This window comes from Pseudonocardia sp. ZF1 (genome assembly GCF_056835605.1).
This window is the reverse complement of sequence record NZ_JAJNBY010000001.1, coordinates 882,530-905,584: the sequence shown is the minus strand read 5'-3', so window position 1 is coordinate 905,584 and position 23,055 is coordinate 882,530. Positions and strand designations below refer to the sequence as shown.

The 23,055-nt window shown below is 72.9% G+C and carries 21 protein-coding genes and 2 pseudogenes; 20 read left to right on the top strand and 3 right to left on the bottom strand.

Annotation, left to right across the window (positions count from 1 at the left end; all coding sequences use genetic code 11):
* Positions 1-173: 173 nt before the first annotated feature.
* Both mfd and ZF1_RS04585 read right to left on the bottom strand, forming a co-directional pair.
* Positions 174-3,797 (bottom strand): transcription-repair coupling factor, encoded by a 3,624-nt coding sequence (gene mfd / locus ZF1_RS04590; protein ID WP_482638676.1) that lies wholly within the window; start codon positions 3,795-3,797, stop codon positions 174-176.
* 197 nt (positions 3,798-3,994) lie between these two features.
* Entirely contained in the window at positions 3,995-4,819 is an 825-nt protein-coding gene (locus ZF1_RS04585) for a siderophore-interacting protein (RefSeq protein WP_482636570.1), read from the bottom strand.
* A gap of 190 nt (positions 4,820-5,009) precedes the next feature.
* On the opposite strand from ZF1_RS04585, the gene ZF1_RS04580 reads away from it, so the two are divergent.
* The 15 genes and pseudogenes from ZF1_RS04580 (at position 5,010) to ZF1_RS04510 (ending at position 19,439) form a co-directional block, all read left to right on the top strand.
* Entirely contained in the window at positions 5,010-5,891 is an 882-nt protein-coding gene (locus ZF1_RS04580) for a phytanoyl-CoA dioxygenase family protein (RefSeq protein ID WP_062400283.1), read from the top strand.
* Positions 5,892-5,980: 89 nt separating this feature from the next.
* Complete coding sequence (gene nthA, locus ZF1_RS04575; protein ID WP_476653841.1) at positions 5,981-6,562, top strand: nitrile hydratase subunit alpha; 582 nt, start codon at positions 5,981-5,983, stop codon at positions 6,560-6,562.
* Positions 6,559-7,218: a nitrile hydratase subunit beta gene (gene nthB / locus ZF1_RS04570; protein WP_476653840.1), complete on the top strand. Its 660-nt coding sequence runs from the start codon at positions 6,559-6,561 to the stop codon at positions 7,216-7,218. Before nthA ends, nthB begins: the two co-directional genes overlap by 4 nt.
* Positions 7,205-7,510, top strand: a complete 306-nt coding sequence (locus tag ZF1_RS04565) for a nitrile hydratase accessory protein (RefSeq protein WP_476653839.1) — start codon at positions 7,205-7,207, stop codon at positions 7,508-7,510. The genes nthB and ZF1_RS04565 overlap by 14 nt, the downstream gene beginning before the upstream one ends.
* Before the next feature lie 126 nt (positions 7,511-7,636).
* A pseudogene (locus ZF1_RS04560) lies at positions 7,637-8,533 on the top strand (IS481 family transposase); the annotation flags it as partial.
* A gap of 64 nt (positions 8,534-8,597) precedes the next feature.
* Positions 8,598-8,864 (top strand): annotated as a pseudogene (locus ZF1_RS04555) (transposase); the annotation flags it as partial.
* A gap of 59 nt (positions 8,865-8,923) precedes the next feature.
* Positions 8,924-10,075, top strand: coding sequence for an IS30 family transposase (locus ZF1_RS04550; protein WP_482636569.1), 1,152 nt, complete (start codon positions 8,924-8,926; stop codon positions 10,073-10,075).
* A gap of 59 nt (positions 10,076-10,134) precedes the next feature.
* Entirely contained in the window at positions 10,135-11,070 is a 936-nt protein-coding gene (locus tag ZF1_RS04545; RefSeq protein ID WP_482636568.1) for an IS3 family transposase, read from the top strand.
* A gap of 245 nt (positions 11,071-11,315) precedes the next feature.
* Positions 11,316-12,227: a LysR family transcriptional regulator gene (locus tag ZF1_RS04540; protein ID WP_346105171.1), complete on the top strand. Its 912-nt coding sequence runs from the start codon at positions 11,316-11,318 to the stop codon at positions 12,225-12,227.
* A 224-nt stretch (positions 12,228-12,451) separates the two neighbouring features.
* A complete protein-coding gene (locus ZF1_RS04535; protein ID WP_482638675.1) occupies positions 12,452-13,234 on the top strand; it encodes an SDR family NAD(P)-dependent oxidoreductase in 783 nt (260 codons plus the stop codon).
* A gap of 53 nt (positions 13,235-13,287) precedes the next feature.
* On the top strand, positions 13,288-14,379 hold the full coding sequence (locus ZF1_RS04530; RefSeq protein ID WP_482636567.1) for a thiamine pyrophosphate-dependent enzyme: 1,092 nt from the start codon (positions 13,288-13,290) through the stop codon (positions 14,377-14,379).
* Positions 14,376-15,356, top strand: a complete 981-nt coding sequence (locus tag ZF1_RS04525; RefSeq protein ID WP_482636566.1) for an alpha-ketoacid dehydrogenase subunit beta — start codon at positions 14,376-14,378, stop codon at positions 15,354-15,356. The genes ZF1_RS04530 and ZF1_RS04525 overlap by 4 nt, the downstream gene beginning before the upstream one ends.
* The gene (locus ZF1_RS04520; protein WP_482636565.1) at positions 15,353-16,645 is read left to right on the top strand and encodes a dihydrolipoamide acetyltransferase family protein; all 1,293 of its coding nucleotides are present in this window, start codon (positions 15,353-15,355) and stop codon (positions 16,643-16,645) included. Before ZF1_RS04525 ends, ZF1_RS04520 begins: the two co-directional genes overlap by 4 nt.
* A complete protein-coding gene (lpdA, locus tag ZF1_RS04515) occupies positions 16,645-18,090 on the top strand; it encodes a dihydrolipoyl dehydrogenase (RefSeq protein ID WP_482636564.1) in 1,446 nt (481 codons plus the stop codon). The genes ZF1_RS04520 and lpdA overlap by 1 nt, the downstream gene beginning before the upstream one ends.
* 2 nt (positions 18,091-18,092) lie before the next feature.
* On the top strand, positions 18,093-19,439 hold the full coding sequence (locus ZF1_RS04510) for a metal-dependent hydrolase family protein (protein WP_482636563.1): 1,347 nt from the start codon (positions 18,093-18,095) through the stop codon (positions 19,437-19,439).
* Between the two features lie 283 nt (positions 19,440-19,722).
* On the opposite strand, the gene ZF1_RS04505 is transcribed toward ZF1_RS04510, so the two are convergent.
* Positions 19,723-19,914 carry a hypothetical protein gene (locus ZF1_RS04505; RefSeq protein ID WP_346105159.1) on the bottom strand — a complete coding sequence of 64 codons (192 nt, stop codon included), beginning with the start codon at positions 19,912-19,914 and terminating at the stop codon, positions 19,723-19,725.
* 164 nt (positions 19,915-20,078) lie between these two features.
* Between ZF1_RS04505 and ZF1_RS04500 the strand changes: the two genes are divergently transcribed.
* From ZF1_RS04500 to ZF1_RS04480, 5 genes are all read left to right on the top strand, one after another.
* On the top strand, positions 20,079-20,300 hold the full coding sequence (locus ZF1_RS04500) for a hypothetical protein (RefSeq protein WP_482636562.1): 222 nt from the start codon (positions 20,079-20,081) through the stop codon (positions 20,298-20,300).
* A gap of 157 nt (positions 20,301-20,457) precedes the next feature.
* Entirely contained in the window at positions 20,458-21,519 is a 1,062-nt protein-coding gene (locus ZF1_RS04495) for a transposase (protein WP_482636561.1), read from the top strand.
* Positions 21,519-21,908 (top strand): hypothetical protein, encoded by a 390-nt coding sequence (locus ZF1_RS04490; RefSeq protein ID WP_482636560.1) that lies wholly within the window; start codon positions 21,519-21,521, stop codon positions 21,906-21,908. Before ZF1_RS04495 ends, ZF1_RS04490 begins: the two co-directional genes overlap by 1 nt.
* Positions 21,803-22,615, top strand: coding sequence for an LLM class F420-dependent oxidoreductase (locus ZF1_RS04485; protein WP_482638674.1), 813 nt, complete (start codon positions 21,803-21,805; stop codon positions 22,613-22,615). The genes ZF1_RS04490 and ZF1_RS04485 overlap by 106 nt, the downstream gene beginning before the upstream one ends.
* 64 nt (positions 22,616-22,679) lie before the next feature.
* Positions 22,680-22,973: a hypothetical protein gene (locus tag ZF1_RS04480; RefSeq protein WP_346105153.1), complete on the top strand. Its 294-nt coding sequence runs from the start codon at positions 22,680-22,682 to the stop codon at positions 22,971-22,973.
* The last annotated feature ends 82 nt before the right edge of the window (positions 22,974-23,055 follow it).

Genomic DNA, 23,055 nt, shown 5'->3' with positions numbered 1-23,055 from the left:
ACCGGAGGAAACGGGAACCCACGTCGCGCGATTGATCCCGACAACTCCGGCGAGCAGTTCGCCGGCGTCCGTCCCGTTCCGTCCCGGAAACGGCACGGACGCCGACACCCGATGTTCTCCGGTGCAGCACCCGGTGTTCATCAACGCGGCGTCAACGCCGCGTCGGGGCCGCGTCAGGACGAGGCTGAGCTGTGCACCGGGGTGGAGGTCGGCACGATCTGCAGCAGCAGCTCCGCGCACCAGCCGAGCAGCTCGACGTCGCGCATGGCGGCGCCGCCGATCCGGTTGCCCTGCACCGGCTTGGGCACCGTGACGACCTGCGCGGCCGCCTTGTACTGCGCCTTGGGGTAGAGCCGGCGCAGCCGCAGCTGGGCGGAGTCGGGCAGCTGCATCGGACCGATCCGCAGCTGGGTGCCCGCCGAGGCGACCTCGCGGATGCCGAGGCGGCGGCAGAGCTGGCGGAACCGGGCGACCTCCAGCAGGTTGCGCACCGGGGTCGGCGGCTCGCCGTAGCGGTCGGTCAGCTCCTCGACGATCGCGGTGAGCGCGGCGTCGTCCGGCGCCTCGGCGATCTTGCGGTAGACCTCCAGGCGCAGCCGCTCGCCGTCGACGTAGTCGTGCGGGACGTGCGCGTCGACCGGGAGGTCGACCCGGACCTCCTGCAGCTCCTCCGGCTCGGCCCCGATCTCCCCGCCCGCCTGCCTGCGGAACGCCGCGACGGCCTCCCCGACCAGGCGGATGTAGAGGTCGAACCCGACGCCCGCGATGTGGCCGGACTGCTCGGCACCGAGGATGTTGCCCGCGCCGCGGATCTCCAGGTCCTTCATCGCGACGGCCGCGCCGGAGCCGAGCTCGGAGTGCTGGGCGATGGTGGCGAGCCGGTCGTGCGCGGTCTCGGTGAGCGGGTGCTCCGCCGGGAACAGGAAGTAGGCGTAACCGCGGTCGCGGCCACGCCCGACCCGGCCGCGCAGCTGGTGGAGCTGGGACAGGCCCAGCGTGTCGGAGCGCTCGACGATCAGGGTGTTGGCGTTGGAGATGTCCAGGCCGTTCTCGACGATCGTGGTGCAGACCAGCACGTCGAACTCGCGGTGCCAGAACGCGCTGACGGTCCGCTCCAGCAGGTCCTCGTTCATCTGCCCGTGCGCGACGGCGACCCGCGCCTCGGGGACGAGGTCCTGGATCTTCTTGGCCGCCCGGTCGATCGAGCTGACCCGGTTGTGCACGTAGAACACCTGGCCGTCGCGCAGCAGCTCGCGGCGCAGGGCGGCGGCGACCTGCTTGTCGTCGTAGGCGCCGACGTAGGTCAGGGTCGGGTGCCGCTCCTCGGGCGGGGTCGTGATCGCCGACATCTCGCGGATGCCGGCGAGGCTCATCTCCAGCGTCCGCGGGATCGGCGTCGCCGACAGGGTGAGGACGTCGACGTGTGCCCGGAGCGCGGTGATGTGCTCCTTGTGCTCGACGCCGAAGCGCTGCTCCTCGTCGACGATCACCAGGCCGAGGTCCTTGTAGCGGATGCCGGTCTGGAGCAGCCGGTGCGTCCCGACGACGACGTCGACCTGCCCGTCGGCGAGCTTCTCGATCGTCTCGCGCGCCTCGGCCGGGTCGGTGAACCGCGACAGCCCGCGCACGGTCACCGGGAACTGGCGCATCCGCTCGGAGAACGTCGACAGGTGCTGGGTGGCGAGCAGCGTCGTCGGGACGAGGACCGCGACCTGCTTGCCGTCCTGCACCGCCTTGAACGCCGCCCGCACCGCGATCTCGGTCTTGCCGAACCCGACGTCGCCGGAGATGACACGGTCCATCGGGACCGGACGCTCCATGTCCCGCTTGACCTCGTCGATCGCGGAGAGCTGGTCGGGGGTCTCGGTGTAGGGGAAGGCGTCCTCGAGCTCGCGCTGCCACGGGGTGTCCGCGCCGAACGCGTGCCCCGGCGAGGCCTGGCGCGCCGCGTAGAGCTGCACCAGACCGGCCGCGATGTCCTTGACCGCCTTGCGGGCGCGGCTCTTGGTCTTGGCCCAGTCCCCGCCGCCGAGCTTGTTGACGGCGGGCTGCTCGCCGCCCACGTAGCGGCTGATCTCGTCGAGGGCGTCGGTCGGCACGAACAGCCGGTCGGCGGGCTGGCCGCGCTTGGAGCTGGCGTACTCCAGCACCAGGTACTCGCGGGTGGCGCCCTGGACGGTGCGCTCCTTCATCTCGATGAAGCGTCCGATGCCGTGCTGGTTGTGGACGACGAAGTCGCCGGGCTGCAGCACGGCCAGGTCGACGGCGTTGCGCTTGCGGGGGGTGGTCTTGCGCGGCGCGGTGTCGAGCCCGGCGCGGCTGCCGGTCAGGTCGGCCTCGGAGACGACGACCAGCCCGACCTCCGGCGCGGTGAACCCGTTCAGCACGCGCCCGCAGGTGACGGTGACGATCCCCTTCTCCGGGGCGTCGGCGAGCACCGGGACGGCGGAGGCGGGGACCTCGGCCTCGCGCAGCTGCTCCAGCGAGCGGTCGGCGGTGCCCTGCCCGGCCAGCACGAGCACCGCGGCGCCGCCGGTGGCGACGTGCGCGCGCAGGTCGGTCAGCGCGCGGTCGGTGTCGCCCCGGTAGGGCTCGATCTCGTGCACGCCCGCCACGACGACGTCGTCGGAGCCCGACAGCAGCGGCGACAGCGAGACCACGGGGCGGCCGGTCGCCGTCGCGTGGTCCAGCGTGACGCGCAGGTCGCGGTAGGCCGACCCGGAGACGTCGATCGGGGCCTCGCCGCCGGAGCCGGACGCCAGCCAGGACGCCTCCAGGAACTCCTGCCCGGTGCGCACGAGGTCCGCGCAGCGGGTGCGGATGCGCTCGGGGTCGGCGAGCAGCACCCGCGTCCCGTCCGGGAGCAGGTCGGTGAGCGTCTGCATCTCCCCGCCGACCAGCGCCGGGATCAGCGACTCCATGCCCTCGCCGGGGATGCCCTCGGACAGCTTCTCGAGCAGCTCGCGCAGCGGGTTGCGGTTGAGGCCCGCGGTCTCGGGCTGCTCCAGGGCCAGCTCGCCGGCCCGCTCGCGCACCGGGGTGGTGAGGAGCAGCTCGCGGCACGGCGGCACGTCGATCCGCGTGACCTCGCCGACCGAGCGCTGGTCCGCGACGGAGAACGACCGCACCTCGGAGACCTCGTCGCCCCAGAACTCGACGCGCACCGGGTGCTCGGCGGTCGGCGGGAAGATGTCGAGGATGCCGCCGCGCACGGCGAACTCGCCGCGGGTGGTGACCATCTCGGCGCGGCTGTAGGCCAGCTCGACCAGCCGCACCAGCAGCTGCTCGAAGTCGTACTCCTCGCCGACGGCCAGCGTCACCGGGGCGAGCGTGCCCAGCCCGGGCGCGACCGGCTGGATCAGGCTGCGCGCCGCGGTCACGACCACCCGAGGGGCGGTCTCCGCCGAGGAGAGCCGGTGGAAGATCGTCAGCCGGCGGGCGACGGTGTCCGGGCGCGGGGACAGCTTCTCGTGCGGCAGCGTCTCCCAGCTCGGCAGTACGACGACCGGCGCGCCCGCGCAGTCGTGCACCGTGTCGGCGGCGGCGCCCGGCGCCTCGCCGTGGCCGAGCAGGTCCGACACCGCGGCCGCGAGGTCCTCGGCCTCCCGGTCGGTGGCGGTCACCGCGAGCACCGTGGAGGTCTCGGCGAGCCCGGCGGCGAGCAGCGGGCGCACCGCGGAGGGGCCCTCGACCTGCACGGCAGGGGTCTCACCGGCGCGGGTGTCCGCGGCACAGGCGGCGTCGACGGCGGCGCGGAGACCGGCGTCGGACAGGGCGGAGGTGAGCAGACCGGACAGGATGGCCACGACGGCGCTGGCTCCTCGGTGGAGGTGGGCTGGCGGTGCGCGCGGCGACGGGGGCCGGCCGCGGGCAGGACAGACCCCTGCCCGGGTCGCGGTAGGGCTCCCGACCCGGTCGGGGTGCCGACCTCCGAGTTTACGCCTGGCCCACGCGGGCGCCGACCGAGGCGTCCGTGTCCCGCGGCACGCCTCGCTCAGAGCAGCCCGTCGCGCTCCAGGGTCGCCTCGTAGATGTCGAGCATCCGCTCGTCGTCGCCCCCGGCGGCGACGGCCGCGTCGGCGTAGGCCTTCTCGAAGCGCTCCTGATTGGCCTGCCAGGTGCGACGGAAGGTGTCGGCGTCACGACGCCAGTAGCCGAGCACGCCGTAAGCGCCGGGCGGCAGGCCGCGCTCGTGGCGCAGGTGCTTGCGGGCGGCACGGGTCGCGGACGCCTCACCGCCGACGTAGACGTAGCCGGGCCCGTCCGGCAGCGCCAGCCCGGCGACGATCTCCGCCAGCCGGCTGCCGGTCTCGCTCGCGGGCTCGCGCCGGACCCGCGCCCGCGTGGGGAAGTCGGCCGGGACCTCGTCGATCTCCAGGACGACCTCGGTGTCGACGCCCTCGGGGGTCTCGGTGACGATCCGGGCGAGCGCCGGGAGCGCGGCCGCATCGCCGACGAGGATCTGCCAGCCGACGCCGGCCGGGCGCTTGAACCAGCTGTTCGAGTGCGAGACCTCGATCTCGTCACCGACGCAGGCCCGCCGGGCCCAGCCCGCGCCGACCCCGCCGGGGTGGCAGACCAGGTCGATGGACGCCCGGGTGCGGCAGGGGCTGACCTCGCGCAGGGTGTACCAGCGACCGTGGTCGTCGCGGCCCCCGTCGGGCAGCGGGAAGTGGAAGACGCAGGCCTCGTCGGGGACGCCCGGCAGGCCGAGACCGGCGAGCCCCTCCCCCTCGATCTCGGCCCGGACGAAGACGTCCGAGAGCCGCTGCAGACCCACCACGCGGACCGCCGCCCGGTCCTCGGTCACGACCGACATCGCCGCCTCCTCCATAGGTGAGGCTCAGCTAACCACGACGGAGCGGGCCACACCAAACGGATCTTCCGGACACGGTGTCGCACAGCACGACTACTACGACGCATCGTAGATGCTCACCCGGTCGTGTGCGCTAGCGTCGACAGGCGTCAGGCGGGTTTCCGACCCCCGAGCCAGCACGGAGGAGCAAGCGGTGATCACGGTCTACCTCAACCGCCGGATCGACGACGACGCGCGCCGCGAGTCCCTGTTCCGGGGCGACTTCCACCTCTACAGCGGGATCGGCGGCGCGAACGCCCTCGCCGACCACGCCAAGGACCTGATCGGTCAGGCCTTCGAGGGTCTGGACCCGGAGCGGGCCCAGTACGAGATGGACGTCGACGAGTTCGTCCGCCGCGTCGAGCCGCTCAAGCGCGAGTTCACCAACGGCGACCGGACCAAGGCGCTCTGCCAGCAGTTCGCCGTCGACTTCGGCGTCGACCCCGAGCGCACCTACTTCGACATCCCGCGGCTGCGCGTGATCCCGGCCGACCAGTTCCTCACCGCCGGTGTGTCCTACAACTACAAGGCGCACCGCGACATGTGGTACGGCCACCCGCAGCAGCTCGTGAACTACTGGACCCCGGTGTTCGACGTCGTCGGCGACAACGTCATGAGCATGTACACCGACTACTTCGACCGCCCGGTGAAGAACGGCTCGAACCAGTACGACTACGACGAGTGGGTCGCCAAGCACCGCACCGCGGCCGCCGGCGAGAAGACCACCGACACCCGTCCGCACCCGCTCCCGCTGGAGGACTTCGAGTCCCGCGGCGAGATCCGGATCGCCGGGCAGTCGGGTGACGTGTTCATGTTCTCGTCGAACCACCTGCACGCGTCGGCGCCGAACACCTCCGACGTCACCCGGTTCTCCTACGACCTGCGCACGATCAACCTCGACGACGTCCGGGCCGGCCGCGGCCCGCGCAACGTCGACTCGGGCGCGACCGGCACCACGCTGGGCGACTTCCTGCGGGTCTCCGACCTCGCCCCGCTGAAGGCCGAGGAGTTCGAGGACGCACTCACGCACGCCTGAGCCCACCGCCCTCCCGACGGCCCGGTACCGCGAGGTGCCGGGCCGTCGTGCTCTCGACGCCCCGGCCCCGCCTGGCTAGCGTCCTCCCGATGAGCGGTGAGCTGCGACCGGTGGACGCCCGCGTGCGGGCACTCGAGTCGATCCTGGTCGAGAAGGGCTACGTCGACCCGGCCGCACTCGACGAGATCATCGAGACCTACCAGCACCGGGTCGGCCCGCGGAACGGCGCGCACGTCGTCGCCCGGTCCTGGACCGACCCGGACTTCGCGGCCCGGCTCGCCGACGACGCGACCGCGGCGGTCGCCGAGCTCGGCTACGCCGGTCGCGGCGGCGAGCACCTCGCCGCGGTGTTCAACTCACCGCGCGAGCACCACCTCGTCGTCTGCACCCTGTGCTCCTGCTACCCGTGGCCGGTGCTGGGCCTGCCCCCGGTCTGGTACAAGTCGCCGGCCTACCGGTCGCGCGCGGTGCTGGACCCACGCGGCGTGCTCGCCGACTTCGGGACCGTGCTCGACGACGACGTCGCCATCCGGGTGCACGACTCCACCTCCGAGCTGCGCTACCTGGTCGTCCCGCAGCGCCCGGCCGGTACCGACGGCTGGTCCGCCGACGAGCTCGCCGCGATCGTCTCCCGCGACGCCATGATCGGTACCCGGCTGGTGTCGGCGTGAACGGCGCGCACGACCTCGGCGGCGCGATGGGCTTCGGACCGGTGGAGCCCGAGCCGGAGGACGTCCGGTTCCACGCGGGCTGGGAGCCGCTGGTGCTGGCGCTGACCCTCGCCGCGGCCCGCCCGGGCGGCTGGTCGATCGACGAGTCCCGGCACGCCCGCGAGTCGCTCCCGCCGCCGGTCTACCTGACCCTGACCTACTACGAGATCTGGCTCGCGGCGACCGAGGAGCTGCTGGTCACCCACGGTCTGGTCGGCGCCGACGAGCTCGACGCCGGGCGTTCCCTGCGCCCGCGCGCCGACGCCCCTGCCGCGCTGGACGCCGACGCCGCCGCCCGGGTGCTGGCCACCGGCGCCCCCACCGAGCGCGACGGCACCGGCCCGCCCCGGTTCGCCCCCGGCGACCGCGTGCGGGCCCGGGTGATGCACCCGCGCGGGCACACCCGGCTCCCCCGCTACGTCCGCGGCCGGTGCGGGACCGTCGAGACCCACCGCGGGACCCACGTGCTGCCCGACGCCCGCGCGCACGGCCACGGTGAGTGCCCGGAGCCGCTCTACACCGTCGTGTTCACCGGCCCCGAGCTGTGGGGCCCGGACGCCGACCCGACCACGACCGTCTCCGTCGACGCCTGGGAGTCCTACCTTGAGCCCGCCTGACGGCCCGGTCTTCGACGAGCCGTGGCAGGCGAGCGCGTTCGCGCTGGCCGTGGCCCTGCAGGACACCGGGACGCTGGACCGGCAGGAGTTCGCCGAGACCCTGGGCGGCGAGCTGGACACCGGCCTGGACTACTGGGACGCCTGGCTCGCCGCGCTGGAGCACCTGCTCGACGGGCTCGGCGTCGCCGACCGCGGCTCGGTCGAGGAGCGGACCGGCGCCTGGCTGCGTGCCGCCGTCGCGACCCCGCACGGCGCGCCGGTCACGCTCGACGCCGGCCCGCTGCGCTCCTAGGTGTACCCGGCCAGGAGGTTGGTGACGGTGCGGATGTCGCGACACGCAGTCACGAGACGTTGATCGTGAGGAGAGCCCCCAGGTGGGGTGTGGCTTGTCTAGGACCCACACCACCTGGAGGCTCTCGTGGCCCACCGTAATGCCCGCCTGACGTTCCACGGCCGGGTCCTGCTGGTCGACCGGATCGTGCGTCAGGGACGTCCTCGTGCCCACGTCGCGGCGGAGATGGGGGTCTCGCGCCAGTGCGCCGGCCGCTGGGTCGCCCGCTACCGCGCCGAAGGCGAGAACGGCCTGCACGACCGATCCTCGCGCCCGCGCCGCTGCACAACTCGCACCACGGCCCACACCGAGGCTCGCGTGCTGGCCGTGCGCGCCCGCGACCGTCGTGGGCAGGATGAGATCGGCCCCGAACTCGGCCTCGCCCCACGCACAGTGTCGCGGATCCTGCGCCGCCACCACGTTCCCTACCTGCGTGAACTCGACCCACTCACCGGTGAGCGCATCCGCGCCAGCAAGACCACCGCGGTGCGCTACGAACGCGCCCGCCCCGGCGAGCTGGTGCACATGGACGTCAAGAAGATCGGACGCATCCCCGATGGCGGCGGCTGGCGCGCGCACGGCCGCGCCAGCAGGGACGCCACTCGCGACCGCTCGACCAGAGTCGGGTTCGACTACATCCACTCGCTGGTCGATGACCACTCCCGGCTGGCCTACTCCGAGGTTCTGACCGACGAGAAGGGCACCACCTGCGCCGGGTTCCTCGCTCGGGCCGCGGGCTACTTCGCCAGACACGGCATCACCAGGATCGAACGGATCATGACCGACAACGCCTGGGCCTACAAGTGGTCCCTACGGTCAGTGGTCGCCGACCTCGGGGCCCAGCAGGTGTTCATCAAGCCGCACTGCCCCTGGCAGAACGGCAAGGTCGAACGTCTCAATCGGACCCTTGCCACCGAGTGGGCCTACCGGCAGGTCTTCACCAGCAACGCCGAACGCACTGCAGCGCTTGCCCCCTGGATCGAGCTGAGGTTCCCCCGCTTGCTCGGAGATCGACGATCATGGCTGAAGGGCCGTGTAAGGAGTCTCCGTGGCAGCACCGAAGAAGTACCCCGACGAGCTGCGTGAGCGCGCCGTCCGTCTCTATCGGGAGTCCGACCCCAAGCCGGTGATCCGGCGGCTGGCCGAGCAGCTGGGTGTGCATCACGAAGCGTTGCGGAACTGGATCCGCCAGGCCGAGGCCGATCGAGGCGAGCGCCACGACCGCCCGACCACGGCCGAGGCCGAGGAGCTGCGCCGGCTGCGCAGGGAGAACACCGAACTGCGCCGGGCCAATGAGATCCTCAAGGCGGCGAGCTTGGACTCAACCGGTCAGCGCAACACCCCACAGGTAGTTGATCATGATAGGGGTGGGCGATGGCACGCTTGGGCAGGCCGGGGATGTCCGATGAGGACCGCACTGATCTGTGGGTCCGTTGGGGGCGCGGGGAGTCGATCAGTGACATCGCTCGGGCGATCGAGCGGCCCCCGGGTTCAGTGTTCACGGTGCTCAAGTCGAGCGGGGGCTATGTTCCGCCGCCACGCCGGCGCCGACCGGGGACGCTGACTGCCGCCGAGCGCGAGGAGATCTCGCGCGGGCTGGGCCAGAACAAGTCGATGCGCGCGATCGCGGCCGAGATCGGCCGACCCGCCTCGACGGTGAGCCGCGAGATCGCCCGCAACAAGGGCCGGCGCAAGTACCGGGCGGTCGACGCCGAGGATCGTGCCTGGCGCCGGGCACGGCGCCCGAAGGTGTGCCTGCTCGCGCGGCGTCCGCTGCTGCGCGGGTTCGTCGCTGACAGACTCGGCGAGGACTGGTCGCCCGAGCAGATCGCCGGGCACCTGGCCAAGCACTTCGAGCCGGGCTCAGGGATGCGGGTGTCGCACGAGACGATCTACAAGTCGCTGTTCGTGCAGACCCGCGGCGTACTGGCCAAGACCCTGCAGAAGCACTTGCGGTCGGGGCGGCCGATCCGGCGCAACGTGCACAACACCACCACCGGGCAGTGGCGCTCGCAGATCACCGACGCGGTCTCGATCCGCGAGCGCCCCGCCGAGGTCGCCGATCGGGCGGTGCCCGGGCACTGGGAGGGCGACCTGCTGCTCGGGCGCGGCACGACCCAGATCGCCACCGTGGTCGAGCGCACCACCCGGTTCACCGTGCTCGTCGCCCTGCAGGGACGCGACATGGACACCGTCACCTGGGCGCTGTCGCAGCAGATGTGCCGGCTGCCCGAGCAGCTGCGCCGCACGCTGACCTGGGACCGCGGGATGGAACTGGCCCGACACAAGATCGTCACTGAGCGGACCGGGCTGGAGGTCTACTTCGCCGACCCGGCCAGCCCCTGGCAGCGCGGCACGAACGAGAACACCAACCGGCTGCTCCGGCAGTACTTCCCGAAGGGCACCAGCCTCGGCGACGTCACCCAGGCCCAGCTCGACGAGATTGTCCACCGACTCAACACGCGCCCCCGTAAGACCCTCGACTTCGACACCCCGGCTGATAGATTCGAAGCACTGTTGCGCTGACGGGTTGAGTCCAAGAGTGCTTTTTTCGCCCAGGAGATGGACCCGACAAGGAAGAAGTGGTGAAGGCCGTCGCCGCGTTGAAGGACCGGTTCGGGATCGCCCCGATCCTGAAGGTCCTCGGTGTCGCTGCGTCGACCTACTACGGCTGGCTTACTCAACAGCGCGACCCGTCTGCCCGGAGGCGCGCCGACGCCGAGTTGCTCGAACAGATTCGCCAGATCCACGACCGTTCCGGCGCCACCTACGGCGCTCCGCGAGTCCACGCGACCCTGCGCCGGCGCGGACGCCACGTGTCCCGTAAGCGGGTCGAGCGACTGATGCGTGAGCACGGGCTGCAGGGCGCGTTCCTACGCAAACGGTGGCGTGTCGCCTCGACCAGGCAGAACCCGCGCCACACCCCGGCACCGGACCTGGTCAACCGGGACTTCACCGCTGCGGCGCCCGACCGGTTGTGGGTCGCCGACGCCACTCGCATCCCGTGCGGGGAGGGCGTGTTCTGGCTGGCCGCGGTCCGCGACGCCTTCTCCAACCGCATCGTCGGGTGGCGCTGCTCGGACCGCTGCGACACCGACCTGATCCTCGGCGCGCTGGAGTACGCGGTCTGGACCCGCAACGTCGCCAGCGGGCAGATAGTCCACCATTCCGACCGCGGCTCGAATTACACATCTCTGCGATTCGGACAGCGACTCGAAGACCACGGAATCCTCGCGTCCATGGGCTCGGTCGGCGATTCCTACGATAACGCGCTCATGGAGAACTTCTTCTCCACACTCAAGACCGAGCTCGTCTACCGGAAATCATGGCGGACCCGTGAGCAGGCGGAGAACGAGCTGTTCGCCTACATCGACGGGTGGTACAACACCGAACGCATCCAGGCCCGCCTCGGCTGGCTCTCACCTGATGAGTACGAGGCCACCTGGCGCGCCCACGACGGCGTCCTGGACGATCAACCCGCATCACCCGCCGACGGGGCCGACCCGGCCCCGGTCAGCTAACCAGCACTCCGAGCCGGCGGGGGAACCTCAAGCACTACAACACTCGACGACGCCACAGCGCGCTCGGCGGGCTCCCACCGACCAGCCGACTGGCACCAACGTCATGACCGGGTACACCTAGCCGGTCACCTCTGCCTCCGACGATCGGTGTGCACAGCTGTCCGGAGGATGACTCGTCCGACGCGCGCCGAATGTGACGGGGGTTCCGCTGCTCGAGGACCCTGCTGGGGCGAGGATCGGCAACCGTGCAGATCGAGTGGATTCACGCGTTCCTCGCAGTGGTCGACCGCGGCGGGTTCACCGCGGCCGCCGTGCACCTCTACCGGTCCCAGGGGCGGATCTCCAGCCACATCGCGTCCCTGGAACGTGAGCTCGGCGCGCAGCTGTTCGACCGCGACCAGCGGCCGGCCCGGCTCACCGCCGCGGGGGAGGCCCTCGTGACCCACGCACGGGCCATGGTCGAGGAACTCGACGCCGGGCGGGCCGCGATGGCCTCCGTGCAGGGCCTGATCCGGGGCGACGTCACGCTCGCGACCTATCCGAGCGCCGGCGCCGCGTTCGTGCCCGAGGTGCTCCGCCGCTTCTCCGAGGACTTCCCCGGCATCCGCGTCGAGCTGGTCGAACAGGCGGTGCGCGGCATCGACCGGGCCCTGGACCAGGGGCCCGCCCTGCTCGCGGTCCGGCCGACCCTGCCGCCGCCACGCAGCACCCACTCGTTGAGCCACAGGCTGCTGTGGCGGGAGCCGATGTGCCTCGTCGTCCCGTCGGGGCACCGCCTGGCGGACCAGGAGACAGCGGCGCTGGCGGATCTGCGCGGAGAGCAGCTCGTCGTCTCCGGGCACGACCTGCGCTACGACACCGAGGCCTTCCGGCTGCTCACCCGGGAGAGCATCGAACCCCGGATCCGGTTCCTGTCCGACCAGCCGCAGATCCTCGTCGGCCTGGTCCGCAGCGGGCTCGCGCTCGGCTTCACCAACCGGCTCGCGATCGACAGCGTCCGGACCGACGGCGTGGCGGTCGTCGGGGTCTCCCCGCGGGTGTACCGCGAGGTCGGCGTGTACTGGGCACCGGCCCTGGCCGGCTCCCCGGCGGCGTCGGCGCTGCTCGAGACCCTGCTCGGGACGCCCGTGCCGGACACGACCACCGATCTCCGGTAGCGCCGCGGGGCCATCCGGGTTCCGGATGTTCAGGACCGAGGAGTCGCCATTGACGGAGCGGGGCGTCCGGCCGAAGCTTGACACACGTTCCTGGACGGTGACGTGGACCACAGCGAATGGCGTGGGGAGACCGCGCGTCCGGGCAGAAGAGCAACCCCCACCGGGGAGGCGCCGCCTCCTCGCGCGATGACCCCTGCGGTCAGAAGGGCCACCCCTTGACGACAGTGCAGTCGAAACCCCCCGAAGCCTCGGTCGCCGGCCTGGTCGCGATCGTGACCGGCTCCAGCTCGGGCATCGGCAGGGCCATCGCCGGCCGGTTGGCCGCCGGAGGCGCCCGGGTCGTGGTCAACTCCCGCGACGACGGACGCGCGAAGGAGGCCGCCGACGAGATCGTGGCGGCCGGGTACGAGGCGGTCGGCGTCGCCGCGGACGTGAGCCTGCCCGAGGGCGGGCAGATCCTGGTCGACGCCGCCGTCGCGGCCTACGGCCGTCTCGACGTGTTGGTCAACAACGCCGGCATCCCGCTCGTCCGGGCCGCCGAGGAGATCACCCCCGAGGAGTGGGCGACCGTCCTCGCCACCAATCTCACCGGGCCGTTCCACTGCGCCCAGGCCGCGGCGCGGGTCATGCTGCCGGCCCGCAGCGGGACGATCATCAACGTCTCGTCGGTGCTGGGGGCGACCGCGATCCCCGGCCGCACCGGCTACTCCACCGCCAAGCACGGCCTGGACGGGCTGACGAAGTCGCTCGCCGTCGAGTGGGCCGACCGCGGAGTCCGCGTCCTGTCGGTCAACCCCGGCTACGTGGCCACCCCGTTCGTCGAGCAGACCATGAGCAGCGGGCGTTTCTCGGCCGATGACATCGAGCGCCGCACCCCGCTGGGCCGCCTCGCGGCCCCGGCCGAGGTCGCCGAGGTCGTCGCGTTCCTCGCGTCGCCCGCAGCCTCCTACATGACCGGGGCCCAGATCCCGGTCGACGGCGGCTGGCTCGCCTACGGCGGCTGGTGACCGCAGTGTCTCCCGAGAACCCGGCTGCAGCGCAGCCATCACGAGAGGTGTCGATGTCCGGATTCACCCCACAGTTCCGCCCCGAGCACGGGCAGGCGACCCCGTGGACCGTGCTGCGCCCCGACGGCGAGCTGGAACCCGGCCGCGAGGCCGCCCTCTCCGACGAGCAGCTCCGCGACGCCTGCGAGCTCATGCTCTTCTCCCGCGCCTTCGACGAGAAGGGCTTCAGCCTGCAGCGCCAGGGGCGTTTCGGCACGTTCTCACCGGTCCGCGGGCAGGAGGCGTCCGTGGTGGGCGCGGCGTTCGCGCTCGACCCGGCCCGCGACTGGGTCGTCCCGCAGTACCGCGAGCTGCCCGCGCTGCTTCGCCAGGGCCTGCCGCTCGAGCAGTTCATGCTGACCTTCCTCGGTGACCCGCGCGGCGGCGCCGCACCCGAGGGCGTGAACGTGCTGCCCATCCAGATCGGACTGGCCGCCCAGCTCCCGCAGGCCGTCGGGCTCGCGTGGGGCCACGCGCTGCAGGGCCGCGACAGCGTCGTCGCGGTCTTCTGCGGGGACGGCGCCTCGTCGGAGGGCGACTTCCACGAGGCCTGCAACCTCGCCGGCACCTTGCGCGCGCCCGTCGTCTTCGTCGTGCAGAACAACGGCTGGGCGATCTCCACCCCGCGCGCCCGGCAGTCCGCCGCGGCGACGCTCGCGGGCCGCGCGCCGGGCTACGGGATCCCCGGTGCCCTGGTCGACGGCAACGACCTGCCCGCCGTTCACCAGGTCGTGGCCGACGCCGTGGCCCGCGCCCGGGCCGGTGAGGGCCCGACGCTGGTCGAGACGCTGACCTACCGGCTCGGCGACCACAACACCGCGGACGACGCCAGCCGCTACCAGCCCGCCGAGGAGCTGGAGGCGTGGGCGCCGCGGGACCCGATCAGTCGCGTCCTGGCCCACCTGCGGACGCGCGAGCTGTGGGACGACGCCCACGACACCGCGGTGCGCGAGCGGATCGCCACCCGGATCGACGAGGCGGTGCGGACCGTCGAGGCGATGGAACCGCCCGGTGTCGAGCACCTCTTCGAGCACGTGACCGAGACGCTGTCGCCCCGGCTGCAGGGCCAGCGCGCCGAACTCCAGGCCCAGGTGAGAACCCGATGACCCGGCTCAACATGCTGCAGGCGATCAACACGACCCTGCGTGGCGAGCTCGCCCGCGACGAGCGGACCCTCGTCCTCGGGCAGGACGTCGGCCGGCTCGGCGGCGTCTTCCGCGCCACCGACGGCCTGCTCGACGAGTTCGGCCCGGACCGCGTCGTCGACATGCCTCTCGCCGAGGCCTCGATCGTCGGCGCGGCGATCGGCCTCGCGGCAGCCGGGCAGGTGCCCATCGCCGAGATGCAGTTCCTCGGCTTCAGCCACCAGGCCTTCCACCAGATCGGCGCCCAGCTGGCGCGGATGCGCTACCGCTCGCAGGGCCGCTTCCCGATGCCGGTGGTGATCCGCGCTCCGTTCGGCGGCGGGGTCCGGACCCCGGAGCTGCACTCCGAGGCCCTCGAGGCGCAGTTCGTGCAGAGCCCCGGGCTTTCCGTGGTCATGCCGGCCACCCCGGCCGACGCCAAGGGGCTCCTGCAGACCGCGGTCCGGTCCTCGGACCCGGTGCTGTTCTGCGAGCCACTACGCGGCTACCGCCTGGTCACCGGGGAGGTCGCGGACGGCGACGCTCCGGTGCCGTTCGGGAAGCTGCGAGTCGCCCGCGACGGCACCGACGTCACCCTCGTCGCGTGGAGCGCGGCGGTCCAGGTCGCCGAGAAGGCCGCCGAGGCGCTGGCCGAGGAGGGCATCTCCGCCGCCGTCGTGGACCTGCGCACCCTGGTGCCGCTCGACGAGGCCGGTCTGGCCGACGCCGTCGCGGCGACCGGCCGCTGCGTGGTCGTGCACGAGGCCCCGCTCAGCGCCGGCTTCGGCGCCGAGGTCGTGGCCACGATCAACGACGCGGCGTTCTACTCGCTCGAGGCCCCGGTCGCGCGGGTCGCCGCGCCGGACACCCCCTACCCACCCGGCCGGATCGAGGACCACTTCGTGCCCGGCGTGGACCGGGTCGTCGCGGCGGCGAGGGCGACGGTGAAGGCGGCATGAGCACGACCGTGTTCCGGCTCCCCGACATCGGGGAGGGCCTCGCCGAGGCCGAGATCGTCGAGTGGCTGGTGGCGGCGGGGGCCGAGGTCCGCGCCGACCAGCCCGTCGTGACGGTCGAGACGGCGAAGGCACAGGTCGAGCTGCCCGCGCCGGCCGACGGCGTGATCACCGAGCTCGCGCACGGGCCGGGGGACGTCGTGCCGGTCGGATCGGCCCTGTTCACGTTCGAGGCGACGGGTTCGGGAGCCGACGCCGTGGAGCCGGAGCCCGCGGGCGAACCCGCGCTCGCCACCGCTCCGGCCGTCGACGGTCGGCCCGTGCCCGTGCCCGCGTCCGCGGCCCCCGCCGGCGCCGGCCGCCGCCGGGTGCTGGCCGCCCCGAGCACCCGCCGGCTGGCGGTCGAGCACGGCATCGAGCTGGCCGAGCTCACCGGCAGCGGACCGAACGGCCGGATCGTCCTCGACGACGTCCGCGCCGCGATCGCCGGCGGCGCCCGGTCCGTCAACGGTGCCGCACCGCGGAGCCCGGAGCCGGTCACCGCACAGGCAGCCGTCACCCCCGCCGCCACCCCGGCCGAGCCCGGCACGGGGGAGACCCGGGTCCGGCCGCTGCGCGGCCTGCGCCGTCAGGTCGCCCGGGCCATGACCGCGGCCTGGTCGGTCCCGCACATCACCGAGTTCCGCGAGGTCGACGCGACCGAGCTCGAACGCGCCCACCGCACCCTGCGGGCGGACGCCGAGGAGCAGGGGCTGCGGCTGACGCTGTTGCCGCTGCTCGTCCGTGCGGTGACGACGGCCCTGCGCCGGCACCCGGACTTCAACGCGACTCTCGACATGGAGCGCGAGGAGGTCACGTTGCACCGGCGTCTCGACGTCGGGATCGCGGCCGCCACCCCGGACGGCCTCATCGTGCCGGTGCTGCGCGACGCCGGCCGGCGCAGCGTGCCCGGCCTGGCCAGGGAGATCGCCCGGCTCGGCGCGGGCGCCCGTGAACGCTCGCTCCCGCTGCAGGACACGACCGGCGGCACGTTCACGATCAGCAACTTCGGCAGCTACGGCACCTGGCTCGGCACCCCGCTGATCAACGCCCCGCAGGTCGCGATCGCCGGGTTCGGCCGGGTCCACGACGCGGTGGTCCCGGTGGACGGCGTCCCGGCGGTGCGCCGGGTGCTGCCGCTCGCGGTCGCGGCGGACCACCGCCTGATCGACGGCGAGCACCTCGGCGCCTTCGTGAACACCCTCGAGCGCCTGATCCGCACCCCGCTGCTGCTGCTGGGCGAGGAGGACTGATGGTCGTCGGAGAGATCGCCGAGGCCGCCGACCTGCTCGTCGTCGGCGGCGGCCCCGCGGGATACGCGGCCGCGCTGCGCGGCGCCCAGCGCGGCCGCGACGTCCTGCTGATCGACCGGGACGGCGAGGACGGCGTCGGCGGGGTGTGCCTGCGTGCGGGCTGCATCCCGTCCAAGGCCCTGATCGAGATGGCCGACGTGGCGGAACGGGCCGCCGGCTATGCGTCGGCGGGCCTGTCGGTCGGCGAGCGTTCGGTGGACCTGGGCGCCTTTCAGGCGCACAAGGCCCGCATCATCGGCGAGCTGACCGGGGGAGTCCGGTCGTTGCTGGCCGGCGCCGGGGTCCGGGTCCTCGCCGGCGACCTCCGGTTCACCCGCCCGGACCAGGCCGTGGTCCGCACACCCGCCGGCCGCGCGGCGTTCGTCGAGTTCCGCGACGTCGTCATCGCCACCGGCTCGCGCCCGGCCGTGCTGCCCCACCTGGTACCCGACGGCGTGCACGTCCTGGACAGCACGGGAGCGCTCGACCTCCCCGAGCTGCCTGCCACGGTGGCGGTCGTCGGCGCCGGCTACATCGGGGTCGAGCTCGGCACGGCATTGGCAAAGCTCGGTTCGTCCGTGACCCTGGTGGAGATGGCCGAACGGATCCTACCCGAGATCGACGTCGCGTTGACCCGTCCGGTCGCCCGGCGGCTCGACGAGCTGGGCGTCACCGTGCTCACGGCCGCCCGCGCCGGCGAGCACCGGGGCACGATCCTGCACGTGCGTTGCGGCGACCGGGACGTCGAGGTGAAGGCCGACGTCGTCATCGTCGCGGTCGGCCGCCGCCCGAACACCGACGAGCTGGGCCTCGACCGGCTCGGCGTGACGCCGGGCGACGACGGCCTCCTGCACGTCGCCCCCGACCGGACGCTGCGCCCGCATGTGGCCGCGATCGGCGACGTCACGCCGGGACCGGCGCTGGCGCACAAGGGCTACGCCGAGGCACCGGTCGCGGTGGACGCGTTGTGCGGGGACCGGGTGGCCTTCCAGCCGGCCGCGATCCCCGCGGTGGTGTTCGCCGACCCCGAGATCGCGACGGTGGGCCTGTCCGCCGCCGCGGCCCGCGCCGAGGGACTGGACCCGGTCGTCACCACGGTCCCGATGGCCGGCAACGGCCGGGCACTCACGCTGCGCGCCCCGCGCGGGACGGTGCAGCTGGTGTCGGAGACCGGTACCGGCCTCGTCCTCGGGCTGCACGTGGTCGGCCCGCACGCCTCCGAGCTGGTCGCCGAGGGCACGGTGGCCATCGAGATGGGCGCGACGGTGGAGGACCTCGCCGACACCGTGCACGTCCACCCCACCGTCGGGGAGCAGGTCCAGGAGGCGGCCCGCGCGGCCGCCGGCCGGGGCCTGCACTCCGCGAGCCCGGCACGACGCCCGCACCACCACCTCAACAAGGAGTGACCATGCTCAACGCCGAGTCCATGCTCCTCGTCCACGGCCGCATCTTCGACGGCACCGACGAGGAGGTGATCCCCGACGGTGCCATCTGGGTCGAGGGCGAGGACATCCGCCGCGTCGGCTCGATGGACCAGTTCGACGACGTCGACGAGAGCGTCCCCCGCATCGACCTGGGCGGGCGTTTCGTGATGCCGGGTATGACGGAGGCGCACAGCCACCTGTCCTACTTCAACGCGTCCAGCCTGCAGGACCTGGACATGAACTGCACCGCCGAGGCCACCACGATCTACGCGGTGGAGAACGCGCGGACGATGCTGCGCTGCGGCTACACCTCGGCGAACAGCTTCGGCTCCCTGCACGCGGTCGACGTGGCCGTCCGCAACGCGATCAACTCCGGGGTCGCCCCCGGCCCGCGCTACGTGGCCTGCGGCCGGGACGTCCTCGGCACCGGCGGGATGGTCGACTGGAACCCGGACCACCTGCAGCTCGGCATGGACGGGCTGGCCCTGCTGGCGGACAACCCGTGGGAGGTCCGAAAGGTCATCCGCTCGGTCCGCAAGTCCGGGGCCGACACCGTCAAGGTCTACCTCGACGGCGAGGGCATGATCGAGTCCGACCTGCCCGGCGAGCTCTCCTACACCCAGGAGGAGGCCGACGCCGCGGTCGACGAGGGACACCGCCGCAGCCTGCGGATGCTCTGCCACGCCCGGTCGGCGGACGCGGTGATCCAGGCCATGAAGGCCGGGTTCGACGTGATCGGGCACGCCAACTACCTCAACGACGAGGCGCTCGAGCGCATGCGCGAGCAGCGGCACCGCATCTTCGTCAGCCCGGCCATCCACTGGCAGGTCGGGCTCTACGAGAACGGCGCCCAGTTCGGCTTCAGCCACGAGGTGCTCGACTCCATGGGCTACAAGGAGGAGATGGTCGAGACCATCGCCAGCGTCGGCAAGATGAAGGCGGCGGGCATCCGGGTGCTGCCCGGCGGCGACTTCGGCCTGGCCTGGACCCCGCACGGCACCTACGCCCGGGACCTGCAGAACTTCGTCGAGATGTTCGGCTACACCCCGCGCGAGACGCTCGTGGCGGCCACCCGCGACGCGGGCGCCCTGGTCGACTTCGGGGGCAAGGTGGGCACCCTCGAGGCCGGCAAGTTCGCCGACATCGTGGTGGTCGACGGCGACCCGCTCGCCGACATCACGGTGATGCAGGACCTCGACAAGATCACCACGGTCATCAAGGGCGGCAAGATCTTCCACAACACGCTGCCGTCCGGTCCGCGGTTCGACCTCGGGGCGAAGCCCGGGATGAGCGCCGGCGAGAAGGAGAACGTGCTGGCGTCGGCGCAGTGACCGGGCTCGACGTCGCCGCGCTGCGAAGGGCGGCGGCGGCGAAGCAGGACACGATCGGCCCGTGCAACCGGCGGTGCCGGGAACGGGGCGAGTGCGCATTCGGCCGTTCCGACCCGCCGGGGAGCTACTGCCGGGAGCGGCGGCCGCCGCGACGCGGCGAGGCGGAGGCCGGGGCGGCGGAAGCCACGGGGTAGCTCTCGTCGACCCCGGGACGGTCGAACAGATCCGGCCCCGGCCCGCGTCGCGCGCGGGCCGGGGCCGGGCCCGTGGTCGGCACCGCCGATCAGGCCGGGTGCTCGGTTCGGTTCCTCCCGAGCAGCAGCGTGACGCCCAGGAGCGGGAGCAGGACGAGGACGGCGACCGCGGTGCCGATGCCGAGCGGCGCGGCGAGGCCGCCGACGACCGCGGCGCCGACCCCGGCGCCGGTGAGGAACGCGGGGTGGCGACGCCGAGCACTCCTCCCCGGCGCTCGCACCGCTCACGGCGGCGGTCATCGAGGGCCGGCCGATCCCGAAGGCGACGGTGTTGAGCACCACGGCGACGAGGAGGAGCGCGGTCACGTCGTACCAGGCCCCGACCGCGGCCAGGGTCAGCCCGATCGCCAACGGGGTCCGGCCGCGGGCGGCGAGGGCGATCGGGATGCCCAGCAGGAGGGCGAACCAGCTCGCGGGAACCGCGGCCGCGGCGAGTGCCGAGCGGACGACCACCGGGTTGGTCACCACGGACCGGGGCAGGAAGCCGTCCGGCCGGGAGCGGACGCGCAGCACCACCGCCGGCACCCCGACGACGATCAGCGCGACACCCGCGAGCGCCGCCCCGAGCCCGGCGGACGGGCTCTCGACCGTCCTCGGCAGGCCATGATCACGATTCGGGCGGCGGAACGTTCGCCGGGAGGCTGTTGCCGAATCGAGGTTCGGCACGTCTGTCCATTGTGGATCTTGTTCGGTGAGACGGTGTCGGGATGGCTGAGGGGTATCGCCCGGTGGTGCGGGATCAGGAGTTCCTCCTACCGCCGAACATGGTCGACTGGCTGCCGGATGAGCATCTGGTGTGGTTCGTGTTGGACACGGTCGCGGTGCTGGACACCGCGGCGCTGCATGCCCGGGTCGCGCGCCGCCGTGATGGCGGTGCGCGGCGCAGCGCGGCCGGTCGGGCCGGGTACGACCCGGAGATGCTGCTCGGGCTGCTGCTGTATGCCTACTGTCGCGGGCAGCGCTCCAGCCGCCAGATCGAGCGATTGTGCGCCACGGATGTGGCATTCCGGGTCGCGTGCGCCGGTGACGTGCCCGATCACACCGTGCTGGCCCGGTTCCGCCAGGCCCACAGCGAGGTGTTCGCCGGCCTGTTCGCGCAGGTCCTGCGGTTGTGCCGAGACGCGGGGATGGCCCGGTTGGGCACGGTCGCGATCGACGGTACGAAAATCGCCGCGAACGCGTCCCGGCAGGCCAACCGGGAACGAGACTGGCTGGCCGCCGAGGTCGAACGCCTCGACCAGCCCGACACCGACCAGGCCGACACCGACCAGGCCGGAGGGCGGGAGCGGGCGCTGGCCCAGCAGGTCCTCGACGAGGCCGCGCAGGTCGACGCGGCCGAGGACGTCCGCTTCGGGCAGCAGGCTCGCGGCGACGAGCGGCCCCGGGATGGGGTGGACGCGCCGGGCGGCAGGAACGGATCCGGGCCGCGGCCGAGCGGATCGCCGCCGCGGACGCCGCCCGCGAGGCGAAGACCGAGCGGGCTCGCACACGCACCAGCCAGCGCGAGAGCCGGGCACTGGAACACGCCGAACAGGCATTGGCCGACGAGCTCGCCGCGCAGCAAGACAAGATCGATGCCTGGGAACAGGCCTGGGAGCAGGCCATCGCCACCTGCGGCCCCGCACCCCACGGCCGAGCACCCCGACCGATCGAGGAAGCCTCCGGAGTCCGGCGCGCCCGCGAACGGGTCGAACGCGCCCGACACCGGCTCGCCGACCCCGACACCGCACCCCGGCCCGGGCGGCAGCAGGAAGCACTCCGACCGGCGAGGGCGCCGCGACCGGGACCAGCCCGCACGGGCGAACACCACCCGGACTCGTCGCTGATGCCGTCCACGCACGGTTGGCTCCAGTGCTACAACGCCCAGTTCGCCGTCACCGCCGACCAGCTCATCCTCGGCACCGAGGTCGGTTCCAACCCCGCCGATGTCACCTACTACGACGCCATGGCCGCCCGCGTGACCCGCACCGCCGCCGACCTCGACGCCAGCGACGAGGTCGGCACCCTGCTGTTCGACGCCGGCTACGCCAGCGAGCACACCCTCAGCCAGGGCCGCACCACCGGCAGTACCAGTGGCTATGACCAGCTGATCGCGCTCGGCAAGACCCGATCGGTCCTGCGCGCGGCCCGAGACCGGCCCGCCACCGGCCCACCACCACGGCGCGTCACCCGCCGAGGCGATGGACCACCGGCTACGCACCCCACATCCCCGTGAGCAGGGAGACCCCGTATCCGGGCGGGGGTGAGCTCCCGCAGATGTACTACCGCACGCTCGATCCGTTCGTCGCCCTGACCGCGGCCGGCGTCGTGACGTCGCGGCTCGTGCTGGGTACCGGGATCGCGCTGCTGCCCCAGCGGGACGTCATCCACACCGCGAAGCAGGTCGCGAGCCTCGACCTCGTCTCGGGCGGCCGGGTCGCCTTCGGGGTCGGGGTCGGGTGGAACCGCGAGGAGATGCGCAACCACGGCACCGAGCCTGGCACCCGCGGCGCGCAGATGGACGAGCAGCTCGCGGCGCTGAAGGAGATCTGGACGAAGGACGAGGCGGAGTTCCACGGGCAGCACGTCGACTTCGACCCCATCTACGCCTGGCCGAAACCAGTGCAGAAGCCCCATCCGCCCATCTACCTCGGCGGGGAGAGCAAGGCGGCGCTGCGCCGGCTGGCGACCTACGGCGACGCGTGGCTGCCCCGCGCGCACACCCCTCCCGAGGAGATCCGCCGCGTCCGGGAATGGCTTGCCGAGCAGGGCAGGCACGACGTGCCTTTCACGGTGTACGCCGCAGATCCGGATCCGGAGAGGGTGGACGGCTACGCCGCTGCCGGGGTCGACGAGGTCACGCTGAACCTCGAGACCCTCCCCGAGTCCGAAGCCCTCCGAGCCCTCGACGAGCTCGCCGGATTCGCGGCCGCGCGCCGCTGACGCGCCTGGGCCGGGACGCTAGCGTCGGCCGATGACCGCGAGAAGGCGCACGTCCGCTGGTACGATGCCCGGCCCGGGGTGGGTGAAGCCGTGGCTCCTGGTCGCGGAGATCGCCTGGTCGGCGCCGGTGGTGATCGCCCATCGGACGTTCCGGATGGCGTCGGGCGGTTGGCCGCCGAGCGCCCGGGACCGCCGGGAGTACACCCGCATGGTGCAGGAGAAGGTCGAGGCGTTGTTCCAGGCCGCGACGGCCGCGGTGACGACTCCGCCGAAGGACACCGCCAAGGCCGTCGGCAACGTGCTCGGCCCGGTCCACCGGCGGGTCGTGGCCAACCGCCGTCGACTCTCGAGAGGCTGACGCCTGGGGCGGGACCTGTCCGTCGTGTGCCGCGAATCCCGCCAGGAGGGCGGTGGAGACGACATGCCCGCCTGGGTCGCCG